Annotated in this window: 16 protein-coding genes and 1 pseudogene; 14 read left to right on the forward strand and 3 right to left on the reverse strand. The window is 64.7% G+C overall.

Annotated features, from left to right (window positions below):
• Positions 1-22 precede the first annotated feature (22 nt).
• Genes ACV229_RS00535 through ACV229_RS00550 form a run of 4 tightly spaced genes read left to right on the forward strand, consistent with a single transcriptional unit; the run spans position 23 to position 3,511 of the window.
• A complete protein-coding gene (locus ACV229_RS00535) occupies positions 23-1,192 on the forward strand; it encodes a thiolase family protein (RefSeq protein ID WP_448081160.1) in 1,170 nt (389 codons plus the stop codon).
• Positions 1,189-1,530 (forward strand): Zn-ribbon domain-containing OB-fold protein, encoded by a 342-nt coding sequence (locus ACV229_RS00540; RefSeq protein ID WP_448081161.1) that lies wholly within the window; start codon positions 1,189-1,191, stop codon positions 1,528-1,530. Before ACV229_RS00535 ends, ACV229_RS00540 begins: the two co-directional genes overlap by 4 nt.
• Positions 1,520-2,233: an SDR family oxidoreductase gene (locus ACV229_RS00545; protein ID WP_448081162.1), complete on the forward strand. Its 714-nt coding sequence runs from the start codon at positions 1,520-1,522 to the stop codon at positions 2,231-2,233. The genes ACV229_RS00540 and ACV229_RS00545 overlap by 11 nt, the downstream gene beginning before the upstream one ends.
• Positions 2,234-2,272: 39 nt before the next feature.
• On the forward strand, positions 2,273-3,511 hold the full coding sequence (locus ACV229_RS00550; protein WP_448081163.1) for a dienelactone hydrolase family protein: 1,239 nt from the start codon (positions 2,273-2,275) through the stop codon (positions 3,509-3,511).
• 76 nt (positions 3,512-3,587) lie between these two features.
• Here ACV229_RS00550 and ACV229_RS00555 read toward each other — a convergent pair.
• Positions 3,588-3,743: pseudogene (locus ACV229_RS00555) on the reverse strand (galactose-1-epimerase); the annotation flags it as partial.
• A 242-nt stretch (positions 3,744-3,985) separates the two neighbouring features.
• Here ACV229_RS00555 and ACV229_RS00560 point away from each other — a divergent pair.
• From ACV229_RS00560 to yjfF, 4 genes are all read left to right on the forward strand, one after another.
• Entirely contained in the window at positions 3,986-4,948 is a 963-nt protein-coding gene (locus ACV229_RS00560; RefSeq protein WP_448081164.1) for an ABC transporter substrate-binding protein, read from the forward strand.
• Positions 4,949-5,009: 61 nt separating this feature from the next.
• The gene (locus tag ACV229_RS00565) at positions 5,010-6,521 is read left to right on the forward strand and encodes a sugar ABC transporter ATP-binding protein (RefSeq protein ID WP_448081165.1); all 1,512 of its coding nucleotides are present in this window, start codon (positions 5,010-5,012) and stop codon (positions 6,519-6,521) included.
• Positions 6,521-7,561 (forward strand): ABC transporter permease, encoded by a 1,041-nt coding sequence (locus ACV229_RS00570; RefSeq protein ID WP_448081166.1) that lies wholly within the window; start codon positions 6,521-6,523, stop codon positions 7,559-7,561. Before ACV229_RS00565 ends, ACV229_RS00570 begins: the two co-directional genes overlap by 1 nt.
• On the forward strand, positions 7,558-8,682 hold the full coding sequence (gene yjfF, locus ACV229_RS00575; RefSeq protein WP_448081167.1) for a galactofuranose ABC transporter, permease protein YjfF: 1,125 nt from the start codon (positions 7,558-7,560) through the stop codon (positions 8,680-8,682). Before ACV229_RS00570 ends, yjfF begins: the two co-directional genes overlap by 4 nt.
• 32 nt (positions 8,683-8,714) lie before the next feature.
• Here the strand turns inward: yjfF and ACV229_RS00580 are convergent, their stop codons facing one another.
• Positions 8,715-9,437 (reverse strand): TetR/AcrR family transcriptional regulator, encoded by a 723-nt coding sequence (locus ACV229_RS00580; protein WP_448081168.1) that lies wholly within the window; start codon positions 9,435-9,437, stop codon positions 8,715-8,717.
• Between the two features lie 245 nt (positions 9,438-9,682).
• Between ACV229_RS00580 and ACV229_RS00585 the strand changes: the two genes are divergently transcribed.
• From ACV229_RS00585 to ACV229_RS00610, 6 genes are all read left to right on the forward strand, one after another.
• Positions 9,683-10,543: an enoyl-CoA hydratase/isomerase family protein gene (locus ACV229_RS00585; RefSeq protein WP_448081169.1), complete on the forward strand. Its 861-nt coding sequence runs from the start codon at positions 9,683-9,685 to the stop codon at positions 10,541-10,543.
• A gap of 2 nt (positions 10,544-10,545) precedes the next feature.
• A complete protein-coding gene (locus tag ACV229_RS00590; protein ID WP_448081170.1) occupies positions 10,546-11,781 on the forward strand; it encodes a CaiB/BaiF CoA transferase family protein in 1,236 nt (411 codons plus the stop codon).
• Positions 11,771-13,105 (forward strand): fumarylacetoacetase, encoded by a 1,335-nt coding sequence (gene fahA, locus ACV229_RS00595; RefSeq protein ID WP_448081171.1) that lies wholly within the window; start codon positions 11,771-11,773, stop codon positions 13,103-13,105. The genes ACV229_RS00590 and fahA overlap by 11 nt, the downstream gene beginning before the upstream one ends.
• A 96-nt stretch (positions 13,106-13,201) precedes the next feature.
• Entirely contained in the window at positions 13,202-14,566 is a 1,365-nt protein-coding gene (locus tag ACV229_RS00600; protein WP_448081172.1) for an MFS transporter, read from the forward strand.
• A 165-nt stretch (positions 14,567-14,731) separates the two neighbouring features.
• Entirely contained in the window at positions 14,732-15,952 is a 1,221-nt protein-coding gene (locus ACV229_RS00605; RefSeq protein WP_448081173.1) for a CaiB/BaiF CoA transferase family protein, read from the forward strand.
• Between the two features lie 158 nt (positions 15,953-16,110).
• The gene (locus tag ACV229_RS00610; RefSeq protein WP_448081550.1) at positions 16,111-17,271 is read left to right on the forward strand and encodes a porin; all 1,161 of its coding nucleotides are present in this window, start codon (positions 16,111-16,113) and stop codon (positions 17,269-17,271) included.
• 223 nt (positions 17,272-17,494) lie between these two features.
• On the opposite strand, the gene ACV229_RS00615 is transcribed toward ACV229_RS00610, so the two are convergent.
• On the reverse strand, positions 17,495-17,896 hold the full coding sequence (locus ACV229_RS00615) for a tautomerase family protein (protein ID WP_448081174.1): 402 nt from the start codon (positions 17,894-17,896) through the stop codon (positions 17,495-17,497).
• Positions 17,897-18,064 lie beyond the last annotated feature (168 nt).

The raw sequence follows: 18,064 nt of genomic DNA on the forward strand, positions 1-18,064 counted from the left end.
CCGACCGTACATGAGTGACTCAATGAACCCGCCAATTTTCGACGATGTGCTGATCGCCGGTGCCGTGGAGGTTGCGTACCGCCGCACGCCGGACGCGCTGACGACGAGCGACTTGCTTGCGCAGGCTTTCGCGGACGCGATCGGGAAAGCCGGCTTCTCGATCAAGGATGTCGACGGGCTCGGCGTCGCATCGTTCACGTTGGCGCCCGATCATGCGATCGATCTGGCCTGGCGCCTGGGCATCAGCCCGCGCTGGTGCATGGACGATTGCCACGGCGGCGCGAGCGGAATCAATCTGCTGCAGCACGCGGTGCGCGCGATCCAGAGCGGCGACGCGAACGTCATCGTGCTGGTGTCCGGCGACCGGTTTGCGCCCGAGGATTTCAGGCGCCTCGTCGAGAATTACAACCGCACGACCGCCACGTACTTGCGGCCATTGCCCAACGGCGGGCCGAACAGCCTGTTCGCGATGCTGACCCAACGCCACGCCGCGCATCACGGGCTCGAGCGGTCCGACTACGGCGCGATCTGCGTCGCGCAACGTGCATGGGCCGCGCAGAATCCGGGTGCCGTGTATCGCGCGCCGATGCGGATGGACGACTATCTGGCGGCCCCGCCCGTGGCCGATCCGCTCGGCCGCTTCGATTGCGTGCCGGTCGTGAGCGGCGCCAATGCGGTGGTGCTCGCGCGCGCCGACCGCGCGCCGGCGCCGGTGAACGTGAAGGTGCGCGCGCTGCAAAACCTTTACAACTTCGACCATCAGAAGGAGGACGGATGGCGGACATCGCTGGCCGTCATCGCGGCGGATCTGTGGAAGCAGGCGGGGGCACTGCCGCGCGAGATGGACGTGATCTCGGTGTACGACGATTACCCGGTCATGGTGCTGGCGCAGCTCGCGGATCTCGGCTTCGCGCCGGACGGCGATCTTCGCGCGCTGATCGGCCGCATCGGCGCGCGCGAGCTGCGGGTCAACACGTCGGGCGGGCAACTGTCGGCCGGGCAGGCGGGCGCCGCGGGCGGCATGCACGGGCTCGTCGAGGCGATCGTGCAATTGCGCGGCGACGCGGGGGAGCGGCAGGTGCAGGACGCGCGGCTGGCGGTGGTCAGCGGCTACGGCATGGTGCAATACCGCTACGGAATGTGCGCGAACGCGGTCGTTCTGGAGCGCAGCGAGCAGGGAGGCCGGCGATGAAACTCGCGGTGTTTCGGTGTGTGCAATGCGGGGAGGCACTCTTTCCGGCGCGCTATTTCTGCCCGACGTGCGGCGGTGCGGCGTGGGAGAGCGTAGAGGTCGAACGCGGGACCGTCTGCGAGTCGACCGTCTTGCGGCATCGCGTGGCCGGCAGCGGCGATGCTGGCGTGAACATCGCCAGCGTCAGAACCGATCGCGGGCCGGTGGTCATCGCCGCGATGGAATACGCGCCGGCGGACGGCGAGGCCGTGTCGCTGGCCATCGACGAGAACGCGCGGATTACGGCATGGGCGACGGGAACACGCCGGCCCGAGACAGGAGAACCCGATGAACATTGACGGATGCGTTGCGCTGGTGACCGGCGCGAATCGCGGGGTCGGCGCCGCCTTCGTGGAAGGCCTGCTTGCCGCCGGCGCCAGAAAGGTCTATGCGGCCGCGCGCGATCCGGAGGCAATCGTGCTACGCGATCCGCGTGTCGTGCCGGTCGAGCTGGACGTCACGAACGCGCAGCAGATCCAGCGTGCCGCGCGGAACGCATCGGACGTGACGCTGCTGGTCAACAACGCGGGCGTCAACCGGATCGCGCCGTGCCTGTCGCTCGTCGATCCCGACGCCGCGACGCACGAGATGGACGTCAATTACTTCGGCTCGCTGAACATGATCCGCGCGTTTGCGCCCGCGTTGCGCGAGAACGGTGGCGCGATCGTCAACATGCTGTCGATCCTTGCGCGGATCGCATTGCCGTCGATGGGCTCGCTCTGCGCGTCAAAGGCTGCCGCGTTGCGGATGACCGAAAGCGTACGCGCGGAACTCGCGAAAGACGGCGTGAGCGTGCTCGCGATCATGCCCGGTGCGATCGACACCGACATGAGCCGCGACTTTCCGGGGCCGAAGATTCCGGCGCTCGACGTCGTGAGCGCGACGCTCGACGCGCTCACGGCCGGTGCCGACGACGTGTATGTGGGCAACATGGCAAAGTCGATCGCCGCGGAACTCGCGAGCGATCGCATCGCGGTGCAACGGCGTGTCGCGTCGGCCTGACGCGACCGGCGCATTCATTTCGAACGAACGGAGCAGATCGTGAGCGGCAACCATATCGATGTGAAATCCACCGACGGGCGCAGCTTCTCGGCCTATCTTGCGGTTCCGACGCAAGGATCCGGCCCGGGCCTCGTGCTTCTGCAGGAAATATTCGGCATCAACGGCTACATGAAATCGATGGCCGACCGCTTCGCGGAAGAAGGCTATGTCGTGCTGGTTCCCGATCTGTTCTGGCGGATCAAGCCGGGCGTCGTGCTTGCGTATGACGGCGACGATCTGGCCACCGCGCTGGCATACAACGAGCAACTCGATCTCGACCTCGCCGTGGCGGACATCGCGGCGACGATCGACACGCTTCGGGCGGTGCCGCAGCACGCCGGGAAGGTGGGTGCGATCGGCTACTGTCTTGGCGGCAAGCTGGCGATGCTGGCCGCCGCGAAGACCGGGCTCGATTGCGCGGTGAGCTATTACGGCGTCGGGCTGGATGCGTACCTCGACCGGATTCCGGCGATCGGCTGCCCGATGGTTTTTCATTTCGCGGGCGACGACGCGCTCTGCCCGCCCGCGACGCGGGAAAGGATCCAGGCCGCGCTGTCCGCGAACACCGCAATCGAGCAATACGTCTATCCGGGTTGCAACCATGCATTCGCGACGCCCGAGCGCGCGTCGTTCGACAAGCCGGCCGCGATGATGGCGTATTCGCGCACGATCGCGCTGCTTCGCAAGGTGCTCGGGCCGGTCCACGATCTGAACAGCCTGTGGGAACGCCACTGTTACTACGAGTTCGCGACGCGCGACGTGGATGCAGTCATGCCTACGATGGTCGCGCAGCCGTACGTGAATCACGTTCCGACCATGACCGGCGGCGTCGGGCACGATCAGTTGAAGCGCTTCTACCGCTATCACTTCGTGGACGCCAATCCGGAAGACACGCGCCTGATTCCCGTGTCGCGCACGATCGGCGCCGATCGCATCGTCGACGAATTCATCTTCTGTGCGACGCACAGCCGCGAGATCGACTGGCTGGTGCCCGGCTTGCCGCCGACCGGGAGGTACTTCGAGATTCCGATGCTGGCCGTGGTCTGCTTCCGCGGCGACAAGCTGTACAACGAGCATATCTACTGGGATCAGGCTTCGGTTCTCGTTCAACTCGGTGTGCTCGATCCGGCCGGGCTGCCGATCGCGGGCATCGCCACCGCGAAGAAGATGGTCGACGAGACGCTGCCGAGCAATGAACTGATGCGCAATTGGGCGTCGAGCGAAGGCAAGCCGATCTGACGCGGCGCCGCCCCTGACGCGCCGCGGCAGAGGCTGCACGCGGCGCGATTCCCCGTACGCCGGATCGTCCGGCCGGATAAAGCTGCGGGCCGCGCTGGTCCGTTGATACAACCGGCTCGCGACCGCTTTCCGGGGCGTACACGCACGCGACCGGTCTCAACCCGTGTGCGTCATCACGCAGCACGTAACAATGGTCGAAGCCGCATGCGCGCGCGAGCTGTGCATCCGGCCAGTGGACGGCGTCCGTCATGCATTTAGGTGTTTATACGTATGCCGATAGCGATATCGGTTCGATCCAAATATTCATTGGAAGGTTATCGAACTTGTTTCTAGACTGATCCGGGGCACGCATATCGGACCGGCCGCAAGCGTCGGCGGAACAGCCCCGAACCCCGATTCCAGCCCGCGCCGACGAGAATCAGATCCGCGCCGGGCCGGCACCGCGGCGAACAACGACAAAATTGGAGACGGACCATGACACTCATCAGGAAGCTTGCGGCCGGTGCGATCGTCGCGACGGCGACGTTGCTGGCGCCTGGCGCGTTCGCGCAGCAAAAGCCGATCACGCTCGGGTTTTCGCAGGTCGGCGCGGAGAGCGCGTGGCGCACCGCGAACACCGTGTCGGTCAAGAGCGCGGGGAAGGACGCCGGCATCAACCTCAAGTTCTCGGACGCGCAGCAGAAGCAGGAGAACCAGATTCGCGCGATCCGCTCGTTCATCGCGCAGAAGGTCGACGTGATCGCGTTCTCGCCGGTCGTCGAATCCGGCTGGGAGCCGGTGCTGACCGAAGCGAAGGCCGCGCACATTCCGGTGATCCTGACCGACCGCGCGGTCGACGTGAAGGATCCGTCGCTGTACGTGACGATGATCGGTTCCGACTTCCTCGAGGAAGGCCGGCGTGCGGGCCGCTGGCTCGACGAGCGCTACAGGAACGACACGGGCCCGATCAATATCGTCGAGCTGCAGGGCACGGTCGGCTCGGCGCCCGCCAACGATCGCCGCGCGGGCCTGCTCGAGGTGATCCGGAACAACCCGAAATTCAAGATCATCGCTTCGCAGAGCGGCGACTTCACGCTTGCGGGCGGCAAGCAGGTGATGGAAGCGTTTGCGAAGACCTACGGCAAGCAGATCAACGTCGTCTACGCGCACAACGACGACATGGCGCTAGGCGCGATCCAGGCGATGGAGGAGGCCGGGATCAAGCCCGGCAAGGACGTGAGCGTCGTGTCGTTCGACGCGACGAAGGCCGGCTTTCAGGCGATGGTCGCCGGCAAGATCAACGTCGACGTCGAATGCAGCCCGCTGCTCGGTCCGCAACTGATGAGCGCGGTGAAGGACGTGGTCGCCGGCAAGCCGCTGCCGAAGCGGATCGTGACGAACGAGACGGTGTTCCCGATGAACGTCGCGGCGCAAACGCTGCCCACTCGCAAATATTGATGTTGGCCGGGCGGCGCGGTCGCCGCCGTTCGCGTTCGGCAATCTCTTCGACGGAGTGTCCATGACGAATTCGCCGGTGGTCGAGATGATCGACATCGACAAGACGTTTCCGGGTGTCAGCGCGCTGCGGCGCGTGAGCTTTCGGCTGTTTCCGGGCGAGATCCACGCGTTGATGGGCCAGAATGGCGCGGGCAAGTCGACGTTGATCAACGTGCTCACCGGCGTGCACGCGCACGATGCGGGCGAGATCCGCGTCGGCGGCAGGCCCGTGCGCTTCGTCGCGCCACGGGAAGCCGAGACGGCCGGCATCCAGACGCTCTATCAGGAAGTGAACCTGTGCCCGAACCTGTCCGTTGCCGAGAACATCTTCGCCGGCCGGCAGCCGATGAAGCGTGGTGCGATCGACTGGAGGACGATTCATGCGCGTGCACGCGATGCGCTTGCCGACCTGAGGCTGTCGCTCGACGTCACGCGCTCGCTCGACGCGTATCCGATCGCGGTTCAGCAGATGGTCGCGATCGCGCGGGCCGTGTCCGTCGACGCGCGCGTGCTGATTCTCGACGAGCCGACATCGAGCCTCGACGACGGCGAGGTCGCGCGGCTGTTCGACGTGCTGCGCAGGCTGAAGGCGTCGGGCATTGCGATCCTGTTCGTCACGCACTTTCTCGAGCAGACCTACGCGATCTCCGACCGGATCACCGTGATGCGAAACGGCGAGCGCGAAGGCGAGTATCTCGTCCGCGACCTGCCGGTCGATGTGCTCGTCGCGAAGATGACCGGCCGCGAACGGATGTCCGATGCGCTGCAGGCGGGGGCGGCGGCCGTCGTGCGCGACGCCGGCGCGGCCGCGCCGTTCCTGTCGATGCAACGGGTCAGCCGGCGCGGGATGATGAGTCCGCTCGACCTCGACGTGCGGCCTGGTGAAATTGTCGGCCTGGCCGGGCTGCTCGGCTCGGGCCGCACGGAAACGGCGCGGCTCGCGTTTGCCGCGGAGCGCACGGACACCGGCGCGATCGAGATCGGCGGCGCGCGCACGCGGCTCACGTCGCCGCACGACGCGGTCCGGCACGGGATCGCTTACTGCCCGGAAGACCGCAAGAAGGAAGGGATCGTCGCCGCGCTGTCGATCCGCGAGAACATCATCCTCGCGCTGCAGGCGCGGCGCGGATGGTGGCGGTTGATCGGGCGCGCGCGCCAGCGCGAGATCGCCGACACGTACATCGCGCGGCTCGGCATCAAGGCGCGCGACGCGGAGCAGCCGATCGGCCTGCTGTCGGGCGGCAACCAGCAGAAGGTGCTGCTCGCGCGCTGGCTCGCGACGGATCCGAAGCTGCTGATTCTCGACGAGCCGACGCGCGGGATCGACGTCGCCGCAAAATTCGACATCATGGAGCGCGTGCTCGCGCTTTGCGCGAAAGGGCTCGCGATCCTGTTCATCTCATCGGAGATCGGCGAGGTGGTGCGCGTGAGCCACCGGATCGCGGTGCTGCGCGACCGTCGCAAGGTCGCCGAGCTGTCCGGCGGCGTCGCATCCGAGGAACAGGTCTACCGGCTGATCGCGGGAGGTCAGTGATGACGCAATTGCGCATGCTGTTCCGCCATCCGCTCGCGTGGCCGGCGCTGACGCTCGCGCTGCTGTTCGCGATCGACGTCGCGCATCGCCCGGGCTTCCTGTCGATCGTGCTCGTCGACGGTCACCTGTTCGGTGCACCGATCGACATCCTGAACCGCGCGGCGCCGCTCGTGATCGTGTCGCTCGGGATGACGCTCGTGATCGCGACGCGCGGCATCGACATTTCGGTCGGCGCGATCGTCGCGATTGCCGGCGCGGCCGCGGCGATCGTCCTCGATGCGGACCCGTCGCGCGTGGGCACGGCGCTCGCCGCCGCAGTGGGTGTCGGCGTCCTTGCGGGGGCGTGGAACGGCGTGCTCGTCGCGTTCGTCGGGATGCAGCCGATCATCGCGACGCTGATCCTGATGGTCGCTGGCCGGGGCGTCGCGCAACTGCTGACGGGCGGCCAGATCATTCCGATCGGCGCGCCGGGGTACCTGGCGCTCGGCGGCGCCTATCTCGCGACGGTGCCGTGCGCAGTGTGGATCGCGATCGCGACGATCGCCGCGACCACGCTGCTCGTGAATCGGACCGCGCTCGGACTGTTCATCCGCGCGATCGGCGTGAACCCCGTCGCGACGCGGCTCGTCGGGCTGCGATCCGGCGCGGTCGTGTTCGGCGTCTATCTGTGCTCCGGCGTGATGGCCGCGATCGCCGGGATCCTCGCGAGCTCGAACGTGCGCAGCGCTGACGGCAACAATGCGGGCCTGCTGCTCGAACTCGACGCGATTCTCGCGGTGACGCTCGGCGGCACGTCGCTGCTCGGCGGCCGCTTCAGTCTCGCGGGCTCGGTGCTCGGCGCGCTGATCATCCAGACGCTGACCTACACGACGTATTCGATCGGCGTGCCGCCGGAAGCGACACTCGTCGTCAAGGCGATGGTCGTGCTCGTCGTCACGCTGATCCAGTCGGATGCGGCGCGCGCGCTCGTCGTCCGGTACGCGTCGCGGCTGCTGTCCTTCGCGCGTTCGCGCGCCGCCACCGGAGCGACGCCGCGATGAACAGGTTCCTTGGCCGGCTTGCCGACCCGCGCACGTTGCCGATCGTCGTGACGATCGTGCTGTTCGCCGCGCTGTTCGGATTCGGATCCGTGACGTACACGGGATTCTTCTCGATGCAGGTGCTGACAGGGCTGCTGGTCGACAACGCGTTTCTGCTGATCGTCGCGATCGGGATGACGTTCGTGATCGTCTCGGGTGGCATCGACCTGTCGGTCGGCTCGGTGGTCGCACTGACGACGATCTTCTGCGCGGTGGGTGCCGAGCGGCTGCACTGGCCGGTCTGGGTGATCGTGCCGCTCGTGCTCGCGTTCGGCGCGCTGTACGGCGCGGCGATGGGCGCGCTGATCCATTTCTTCCGGCTGCAGCCGTTCATCGTCACGCTGGCCGGGATGTTTCTCGCGCGCGGCGCATGCTTCCTGATCACGACGCAGTCGATCACGATCAACGAGCCGACGTTTCATGCGATCGCGGGCATCAGCGTGCCGATCGGCGGCGGCACGCTGAGTGCGGGTGCGCTGATCGCGCTCGCGACGCTGGCCGCCGCGATCTACGTCGCGCATTTCACGCGCTTCGGACGCAACGTGTACGCGATCGGCGGCAACGAGCGCTCGGCGCTGCTGATGGGCCTGCCGGTCGCGCGCACGAAGATCGGCGTCTATGCGCTGAGCGGGCTGTGCTCGGCGCTCGGCGGCGTCGTGTTCACGCTCTACGTGCTGTCGGGCTACGGGCTGCAGGCACAAGGGATGGAACTCGACGCGATCGCGGCGACCGTGATTGGCGGCACGTTGCTCACGGGCGGCGTCGGGTATGTGATCGGCTCGGTGTTCGGTGTCGGCATCCTCGGCACGATCCAGGTGCTGATCACGTTCGACGGCACGCTGAGTTCCTGGTGGACGCGGATCGTGATCGGTGCGCTGCTGTGCGTATTCTGCCTGCTGCAGCGGATCATCGAGCGGCATGCGGCGCGGCAGCGCACGGGCGGCACGGGGCTCGGCGCGCTGCGCGGGCCGCCGGAACCGGTGCGACCGCGGCCGGATGCGCCGGGCGAGGACGCAGCGCTTGTCTCGACGATGCGGCGCAACTCGCTGTTGCGGGTCGGGAAACAGGGACGTGCAACGTAGCGGCTGCACTATGCGGAACCCTCGCTGATCACCTAGGCCGCGAGTCCCTTCGACGATTTGCTTCGCACGCGCTTCGGGCTGGCCACGTTGCCACATGGCAGCAGCTGCGCAATCTCTTCCAGGTGCGACGGCCCTGCCACGATGGCGCTGAGGAATATGCCGATCGAGAAGCGGATCATGTGCTCCAGGTCAACGGGCAGGTCCGATCGAGGCACGCGATCCGACAGAATCAACGTGGCCAACCCGTGCTCCATGCTCCATGCGGCATGCGTCACGAGGGTGAGCGAAGTCTCGGGCCAGCCATGTTCGAGCGCCAGTTGCTCGACCGATGACGCGAAAAGCCGGAACGATCTCGCACCAATCTCGTTCAGTTCGGGGAAGGAATCCCGCGCGACGATGCGTGGTCCTACCATCAGGTCGAACAGCCCTTTGTGGCGCTGCGCGAAATCGACATAGGCGCGCATCATGCTGTACGCCTTGACCATTGCAGTGTCGTCGCGCGCCTGGATCTCGTCACGCTGCTTCGCGAGATCCTGGAAGCCATCCGCGGCAATCGCCGCAAGCAAACCCTCCTTGCCCGCGAAATGCCGGGAAGGGGCCGCTTCCGATACACCGACGAGGCGTGCGAGATAGCGAAGGCTCAGTTCGCGTGCGCCAATCTCTTCCAGTGCCCGGCGTCCCTCTGCGATCAGCGCGTTACGCAGGTTTCCATGGTGGTATGGCACGGCCGGCGGAGCAGACGATTTGGAAGTCACGGTATCGCCAGAGGACAGTCGGAAACCGGGAATTATAGGCGTGCGATTCCCTCGGACGCAATGCGCGCATGGGCGCCGGCGCTGTCGGGCAGATGAGCCGTCGACCGTCGTCACAGCCTTTTCATGGCCACAGCAACGCATGTCGGGAATACCCTGATTCGCATTTAAGTTAACACCGTTATCATTCGACTCAGACGGGATCGTGCTGATGGTGCCGCGGGCGTGGTGCCGAACAATCTGCTCCGGTGCGTCGCGTCGGTATTTTGGATATCTACGTATGTCGATCCGCGTTATCAGGACCGTTTCCCGATATCGCGTTCGGTCAGCCTACAGGACGAAAAATGAGTACTGTCGTATTTGAGAAGGATGGCGCCGTTGGCGTCGTCACGATGTCGAAGCCTCCGCATAACCTCATCGAGGACGTGTTCCTGAAGGATCTGCTGGACGCCTATGGCCAAGCGGTCGAACAGGGGTGCCGCTCGATCCTGCTGCGTAGCGCGATGCGCCATTTCTGCGCCGGCGCCGACGTTGCCGGGTTTGCAGGCGGCGGGCGCCGCCGCGACCAGGCCGGTCTCGAAGCGTTGCTTGACGCGCTCGAAAACGTACCGCTTCCGTCCGTTGCCGCGGTCCATGGCGGTGCGCTCGGTGGTGGCTTCGAGCTCGCATTGACCTGCGACATGATTGTCGCCGCCGATACGGCTTTCTTCGGCATGGCGGAGTCGTCGCTTGGACTGCTCCCGCTTCTCGGTGGCGTGCAACGTGTCGTCCAGCGTGCCGGCCCGGCTCGCGCGAAGGAAATGGCGATGTTCGGCCGGCGCCACGATCCGGCGGCGCTCGAGCGCTGGGGCGTGATCAACCTCGTCACCGCCGAGGCCGAGCTGCCGGCCGTGTCGATGTCGTGGGCGCGGCAGCTGGCGGCGGGCCCGACAGTTGCGCTACGCGGCATCAAGGCATTGGCCAATCTGTCGGCGCGCCACGGAATCGCAGGCGCGGATGCGCGGCAGACCGACACGAACAACATGATGTGGGCGAGTGCCGACCAGAAGCGCGGCCTCGAAGCGTTCGCGAAGACGGGCCCAGGCTCGGCAGTGTTCGAGGGGAACTGATCATGGGTGCACCTCTCGACGGAATCAAAGTCATCGACTTCACGCGGGTCCTTGCCGGCCCCCTGTGTACCAAGACGCTGCGCGACCTCGGCGCGGAAGTGGTCAAGATCGAGCCGCCCAGCGGCGACACGGGGCGTGGTGGCGTGCCGCATATCGGCACGATGTCGGTGTACTACGCGCAGCAGAATGCCGGGAAGCGCAATCTCAGCCTCGATCTCAACTGGCCCGAGGCCCGCTCGATCGTGGCGGACTTGTGCCGCGAAGCGGACATCATCGTGGAGAACTTCCGGCCCGGTACGCTCGCCCGATTCGGCCTCGGCTATGAACAGGTACGCGCGTTCAATCCGTCGGTCGTCTATGTGTCGATGAGTGGCTACGGGCAGACCGGCCCGTGGCGCAACCGGCCCGCTTTCGCACCAACGGTGCAGGCGGAGACGGGCCTCACCGACATCCTGCGCGAGCATTACGGCCACGAGCCCGACGAATTGCGAAACGATGCGTGCAGTCATGCGGACGTGTATACCGGCCTGCATGGCGCGATTGCCGTACTCGCCGCACTTCAGCATCGCAACCGGACCGGTGAAGGGCAGCATGTCGATGTCTCGATGGCGGCCACCATGCTGGCGGTCAACGAGCGGGCAGGCGCACAGCTTTCGGGTGTGGACACGAATGGCGAGCCCCCTGCATTGAGTGCGACGGAGTCGCATATCTTCATGATGCCGGACGGCCGCCATGTCACGATTGCTGCCAGCCCGATCTATTCGCCGATGTTCGTTCGCTTCTGCTCGATGATGAGACGCACGGATCTCCTGCTCGATCCACGTTTCGCCACGGCACACCTGCGCAGGCAGAATCTCGACGCGTTGCTGGCTGAAGTTCGCGCATGGATTCTGACGTTCAACGACCTGGAAGAACTGCAGGCGCAGGTCAGCGAGCAAGGTCTTGCGATCGGCGTGGTGCGCACGACGAGCGAACTGGCCGAGTCCGAATGGGCGGCGGACTGGGGCGCAATCGTGGACGTGGACGACCGCTCCGGAGGAACGATGCGGATGCCAGGCCCGCCGTGGCGATTCAGCGGCGCGACGTTGCCTGCTCCCGGCATTCCTGCATTCCAGGGAGAACACAATGTCGAATTGCTCACGGAGCGCAACGTGGATCCGGCGCAGATTCAGGCACTCCGTGAGCGCAAGATTCTGCTGAGCCGCCGCAGCCTTCGCGGAGATTTCGATGCGCCTTGACCATACGCACGACGTCGCCGCCAGGAGCTGGCTCGCATCGGCGAACGAACCCGGGACGCCATTTCCGCTGCAAAACCTGCCGTTCGGCGCATTTCGGCGCACCGGTGCGGACGAGGCATTCCGATGCGGGGTTGCGCTCGGCGATCAGGTGATCGATCTGGCTGCGGCACTCGAGGCGGGCGGGCTGTCAGGCACCGCAGCTCAGGCTGCGCGTGCCTGTGCCGGGCCGACGCTGAACGCGTTCTTTGCGATGGGACCGGGGGCGTGGCGCGCGCTTCGGCACGCGCTGTTCGATCTCTTCAACGCGCGGCGAGCAGGATCACGATCGGGCGTGGGGGGCGAATCGCTCGAAAAGTGCCTGGTGCCGCAGGCGGCGATCGAACATGGTCTGCCGGCGCAGATCGGGGACTATACCGACTTCTACACGTCGATCGACCATGCACGCAACATCGTGAAGCTATTGCGGCCGGATGGCACGGTCTCGCCCAATTTCGAGTGGATGCCTGTCGCTTATCACGGTCGCGTGTCGAGTATCGGCGTGTCGGGGCAACAGGTCCGTCGTCCGGTCGGCCAACGGTTGATGCCGGGCCAGTGCGAGCCACTGGTCGGGCCTTGCGAGCGCCTCGACTACGAGCTCGAACTCGGCATCTTCATTGGCGCCGGAAACCAGCAGGGCGAGCGCATCCCGGTCGAACGCGCGGATGAGAGCGTGTTCGGCCTGTGCATCCTCAATGATTGGTCGGCACGCGATATCCAGTCATGGGAATCCGTTCCACTCGGGCCATTTCTCGCAAAGAACTTTGCGACCACGCTGTCCCCGTGGATCGTGACCATGGATGCGCTTGCGCCGTTTCGTGAACCGTGGGCGCGATCGCCGGCGGCACCTCAGCCGCTCGCCTATCTGTCTGCGCCGGAGATAGGCGCACATGGCGCGATCGACATCCAGCTGGAAGTGGCGCTCGAGACGGCTGCGCATCGTCGCCGCGCAATCGCACCGACCCGTCTCTGTCGCACGAGTTTCCGTCATCAATACTGGACGGTCGCACAGATGGTTGCACACCACACGGTCGGTGGATGCAACCTTCGCGCAGGCGACTTGCTCGGAAGCGGGACGGTCTCCGGACCGACCTGGTCCGAGGCAGGCGCGTTGATCGAGCTCACCGAAGGCGGCCGCTCTCCGGTTCAATTGCCGACCGGGGAGAGCCGCGCATTTCTGGAGGACGGCGACGCCGTCGTGATGACAGGCTGGTGCGAACGGCCCGGATACAGGCGGATCGGCTTTGGTGAGAACCGGGGTGAAGTCATCCCCGCAGGATGGGCCTGATCACGCTCGGCACTGGCTTGGGCGAGCGAGACTAACCATGCGTCCGGGGAAGGCGGCACAAGACCTGAACCCCCGGACCAGGCAGGAGACGATGGAATGAGCGCGATGTGGGAAGCAGAGACGGGTGAACCCGGTTCGGATGCCGGGGATGCGTTACGCAAGGCCTATGTATCGACCGAGTGGCGCATCATGCCGCTTCTGTTCGGATTGTGGATGCTGGCGTGGGTGGATCGTGCAAACGTGGCATTCGCCAAGCTGCAAATGCTGTCGGATCTGCGGTTCAGCGAGACAGTGTATGGGCTGGGTGCGGGGTTGTTCTTTCTCGGCTACGTGCTGCTGGGCGTACCGAGCTCGATGATTCAGCAACGTGCAGGCGCGCGCGTGACGATCGCGTCCATGGCCTTGGGCTGGGGGGTGACCAGCGTTGCAATGATGTTCGTCAGGAATGCCGGAACCTTCTACCTATTGCGTTTCCTGCTTGGCGCGTTCGAGGCCGGCTTTTATCCGGGCGTCATCCTGTACTTCGGTCAATGGTTTCCGACGAAACGGCGGACCCGCAATTTCAGCATTTTCCATTCGGCGGCAATTTGCTCGACCATCGCCGTCGGCCTGAGCGGCGGCTTCATACTCGATCACATGAGCGGCCTGTGGAGCATCGCCGGCTGGCGCTGGATGTTTCTCGTCCAGGCCGTCCCGACGATCCTGCTTGGATGGGTTGCGTTCAATGTTCTCCCGGACGGTCCTGCCGCTGCGAAATGGTTATCCGTGCAACAACGGCGTCTGATACTCGAGGATCTCGAACGCGACGGCGCACGCTTCGCATCCCAGGCCGTTGCAGCGCCGTCGTTGATCGGCAATCCAATGCTCTGGGCGCTCGCCACGGTTTACTTCTGCATTCTGACCGCGAACTCGGCGCTGGGATTCTTTATGCCGACGATATTGCATGAGGCGGGTTTCGGCGACTTCCATGCGATCGGCAACACGATCGCCGTGATTTGCGTGCTGGGTGCTTTCGGGAATATCGCGTTCTGCACGTTTGCCAGTCGCTTTCGTGATGTTCGGTGGCATTGCGCGATCGCGTCGCTGGCCAGCGTCGCGAACCTCCTCGCGCTGGTCTTCGTCTGGCATGGCAGCCGTCCACTGACATTTGCGACGCTGGTTCTGGCGCTGGCCGGAACGGGGGCAGGCGTGTCGCTTTTCTGGCAGATTCCAGGGCGTCTCCTGCAGCGCAGCTCGGCGGCGCTGGCCGTGCCGACAATCAGTTCGATCGCGAACCTCGCGGGCTTTCTGACGCCATGGCTGATCGGTTACGTTCGCGACGTATCGGGCACCTATGCGAGCGGATTTGTCGCGTCTGCCTGCGTGCAGGCGCTCGCTGCGATCGTCCTGGTCATCGTCATTCCAGTCGTCATCAGAAAGCAGCAGCCTGCTCGCGGCGCGACCGAAGAAGAACTTGCCTGATCCGCGTCGGAATCAACGCCATGGTTGAGAACGAACGTCGGAGCAGGGGCTGTCGGCGGCACGACACCATCACGACGCGCGCAGCGCGCACCGGCCTTGCCGTTGCAGCGCGCTGCGTCCCCTCAAAAAACCGCTTCAACGCGACATATATTGGAAATTGCCTGAATGGGAGCGCTTGATCATATTCGTGTGCTCGACCTGACGCGAGTCCTCGCGGGCCCGTGGTGTGCACAGACACTCGCGGATTTCGGTGCCGACGTCATCAAGGTGGAGAGGCCGGAAGGCGGGGATGACACGCGTCATTGGGGGCCGCCTTACTTCCGGACGCCGGACGGCGAGGAGACGCGCGAGGCCGCCTATTACCTTGCCGCCAACCGGAACAAACGGTCCGTGACCGTCGACATTGCCACCGCGGACGGGCAGCGGATCGTACGCGAGCTCGTTGCTCGCAGTGACGTGATTCTGGAAAACTACAAGGTCGGCCAACTGAAGAAGTATGGGCTGGACTATCTGTCGCTGAAAGCGATCAAGCCGGACATCGTCTATTGCTCGATTACCGGCTTCGGGCAGACCGGCCCCTATGCGCCCAGGGCAGGATACGATTTTATCGTCCAGGGGATCGGCGGGTTCATGAGCATCACCGGCGAACATGACGATCGCCCGGGGGGCGGCCCGCAAAAGGCCGGCGTGGCGATCGCAGACCTGATGACGGGCATGTACGCTTCGGTCGCGGTGCTCGCGGCGTTGGCACATCGGGAGCGCACGGGTGAAGGGCAGCATATCGACATGGCGCTGCTCGACGTGCAGGTGGCGATGCTCGCCAACGTTGGCGCAAACTTCCTCGCGAGCGCAACGGTACCGGCCCGGTGGGGGAACGCCCATGCGAACATCGTCCCGTATCAGGCGTTCGAGGCAAGCGATGGCTGGATTATCGTCGCGGTTGGAAACGACGCGCAATTCAGGAAGTTCGTTCAGGCCGGCGGGCATGGAGCGTTGGCTGACGACGCGCGATTTTCGACCAATCCGGCCCGCGTGCGGAACCGGGACATTCTTGTGCCGATGCTGTCCGACATGGTCCGTACCCGAAGCAAGCGCGACTGGATTGCGCACCTGGAAGAAGGTGGGGTGCCATGCGGCCCGATCAATGACCTGGCCGAGGTATTCGACAACGAGCAGGTCGCGGCGCGCGGCCTGAAAGTCGCGGTGAATCATCCTCTGGGAGGCGCGGTTCAGTTGATCCGCAATCCGGTCAGAATGAGCGCGACGCCGCCTGAAATCGTCGCGCATCCGCCCATGCTCGGCGAGCATACGGACGACGTTCTGAAATCCGTGCTGGGCTACGACGAGCACATCATCCGGTCGTTGCGCGAAAGATCGATCATCTGATGGCGATTCACGGATCCGTGATCTGTCCGATGTGCGATCCGATGGCAGATCGAATTCCGTAGGGATGAAGTTGAACGGCCGTGTACGCGGCGTAATGGAAATAATTAGACATGCATAGTAATTGGGGGTTGGAGATGAGGCGAGGTGCAGTGCTGTCCATGATGGTCGCTGGTCTTGCGCCAGCGGGTGCGTCTGCTCAAAGCAGCGTCACGCTATACGGGATCGTCGATTCCGGCATCAGCTATGTGAACAACGTGGCGTCGAGTCCAGGCGGGGCCGGGGGACGCAAGGTGCAGGAAACGAGTGGGGTAGGGATCCCGTCACGGTGGGGCATGCGAGGTGTCGAAGACCTGGGCGCTGGCAATATGGCCGTATTCGTGCTCGAGAACGGATTCAGCGTGGCCAACGGGACGATGCTGCAAGGCGGGCGCGAATTTGGCCGGCAAGCCTATGTCGGTCTCGGCAACAAGTCGTATGGCACGGTTACATTCGGGCGCCAATACGAGTCTGTCGTGGACTTCGTCGGGCCGTTCGTGTCTGCAAGGCAGTGGGGCACGCAGTATGGCGCGCACGTCGGCGATATCGACAATCTTTACACGTCGTTTCGCCTGAACAACGCGGTCAAATACACCAGCGCCACAGTGTCAGGATTCACGTTCGGCGGTTTGTATGCATTCAGCAATCAGGCGCCGGGCCCGGACGCCGGCTTTGCAAACAACAGTGCATGGAGCGCGGGAGCCAGCTTTTCCCGCGGGCCGATGTCGGTCGGCGTCGGTCATTTTCACCTGAGCAACCCGTCGGCCGGGAGCACGAACGGCAACAACACGGCGGGTGCGGTCGTCGGCGACTATACCAGCCCGACTGACATTTTCTATGGCAAGCCGGTGACCTCTCATGACGTCACCGGAGCGGGCATTGCCTACACGGCAGGCGATTTGACAGTCGGCGGCGCTTACACCTACGCAAAGCTTCACTACGCAGACCACACGGGCTTTGCGATGTCGACCTACGAGGTCAACGGGAAGTACGCGTTCACGCCTGCCCTCGTCGCCGGGTTGGCGGCGATCTATAGCATCGGCAATATCAGCGGTGCGTCGTCGTTTGCGCACGTCAGTGCCGGCGCGCACCCGCACTGGCTGCAGTTGAATGCCGGATTCGTGTATCTGCTCAGCAAACGCACCGAGCTCTATGGCGCAGTGGTTTACCAGAAAGCACTGAACGACGCGCTGACCGCGGCGATCGACAACGTAGGCGGGCCAAGCGGCATCAATTCTCGATACCAGATTGCAACGACGGCGGGGCTGAGGCACCGGTTCTAGGCGATGGGGTTGCCGGCGTGACGGCTTGGCGCCGGCGCAAGGACCGGGGAAGCGACTCCCCGTTCCTTGCATGACGGGTGGATTCGCACGTCGGCACGCCGGGTGCAGGACGCGACCAGCAACCAGTCTATGGTCCGATGCCGGGGGAGGCACGTCGGTTTGCGAAACCGCGCTGCTGTCGTCAGCCATCACAGTACCGATCGGCATGCCGCGCAAGGGTGGACTACCATTTCGGCGCCGTGTCCGCCAGTTGAGCGATGCCGCGACCAAACGAGAAGTTTTCGTTGGGCACGGGAACGAGCGCGATGAAGACGTCGTCCTGCGAGATGCCGACATCTCGTTCCAGGATGCGCGGGATGGCTGCGAGCAGCGCCTTCTTGTCCGAGGTTGGCCGGTGCGCGCCGATGAGGACGGTCACGATCATCGCGTTTGGCGTCCGGTTCATGTCCATGAATGTCGGATGAATGAACAACTCGTCTTCGCCATGTTCGCTCAGGATGACGAACCGGTCTTCCTTGGGGATGTTGAGCGATTCGACGAGCGACTGGTTCAGCGCATTGCCCATCGCAATTTTCTGCTCTCTGGAAAAGCGACCTTTGGGAATGTGGGCGTGGAATACAGGCATGTTTCTCTCCGGTGTCAATTGAAGTGAATTGCAGTGTCGATCGATCAGTTCGATCGGCTCGATGCCGTGCCGAGAACGGCAAGATGCTCGGTGAACCCGTCGCGTGCAGCGCTGCCGGACGTCGAAAACGCCGTTACGTGTGGATCGACGTGATGCCCGCGCGGCTGT

This window comes from Burkholderia sp. MR1-5-21 (assembly GCF_053427715.1).

Coding starts and splice junctions, on each gene's coding strand:
- ACV229_RS00535 (WP_448081160.1), top strand. CDS start 23: ATGAACCCGCCAATTTTCGACGATGTGCTGATCGCCGGTGCCGTGGAG.
- ACV229_RS00540 (WP_448081161.1), top strand. CDS start 1,189: ATGAAACTCGCGGTGTTTCGGTGTGTGCAATGCGGGGAGGCACTCTTT.
- ACV229_RS00545 (WP_448081162.1), top strand. CDS start 1,520: ATGAACATTGACGGATGCGTTGCGCTGGTGACCGGCGCGAATCGCGGG.
- ACV229_RS00560 (WP_448081164.1), top strand. CDS start 3,986: ATGACACTCATCAGGAAGCTTGCGGCCGGTGCGATCGTCGCGACGGCG.
- ACV229_RS00565 (WP_448081165.1), top strand. CDS start 5,010: ATGACGAATTCGCCGGTGGTCGAGATGATCGACATCGACAAGACGTTT.
- ACV229_RS00570 (WP_448081166.1), top strand. CDS start 6,521: ATGACGCAATTGCGCATGCTGTTCCGCCATCCGCTCGCGTGGCCGGCG.
- yjfF (WP_448081167.1), top strand. CDS start 7,558: ATGAACAGGTTCCTTGGCCGGCTTGCCGACCCGCGCACGTTGCCGATC.
- ACV229_RS00590 (WP_448081170.1), top strand. CDS start 10,546: ATGGGTGCACCTCTCGACGGAATCAAAGTCATCGACTTCACGCGGGTC.
- fahA (WP_448081171.1), top strand. CDS start 11,771: ATGCGCCTTGACCATACGCACGACGTCGCCGCCAGGAGCTGGCTCGCA.
- ACV229_RS00600 (WP_448081172.1), top strand. CDS start 13,202: ATGAGCGCGATGTGGGAAGCAGAGACGGGTGAACCCGGTTCGGATGCC.
- ACV229_RS00605 (WP_448081173.1), top strand. CDS start 14,732: ATGGGAGCGCTTGATCATATTCGTGTGCTCGACCTGACGCGAGTCCTC.
- ACV229_RS00610 (WP_448081550.1), top strand. CDS start 16,111: ATGATGGTCGCTGGTCTTGCGCCAGCGGGTGCGTCTGCTCAAAGCAGC.
- ACV229_RS00615 (WP_448081174.1), bottom strand. CDS start 17,896: ATGCCTGTATTCCACGCCCACATTCCCAAAGGTCGCTTTTCCAGAGAG.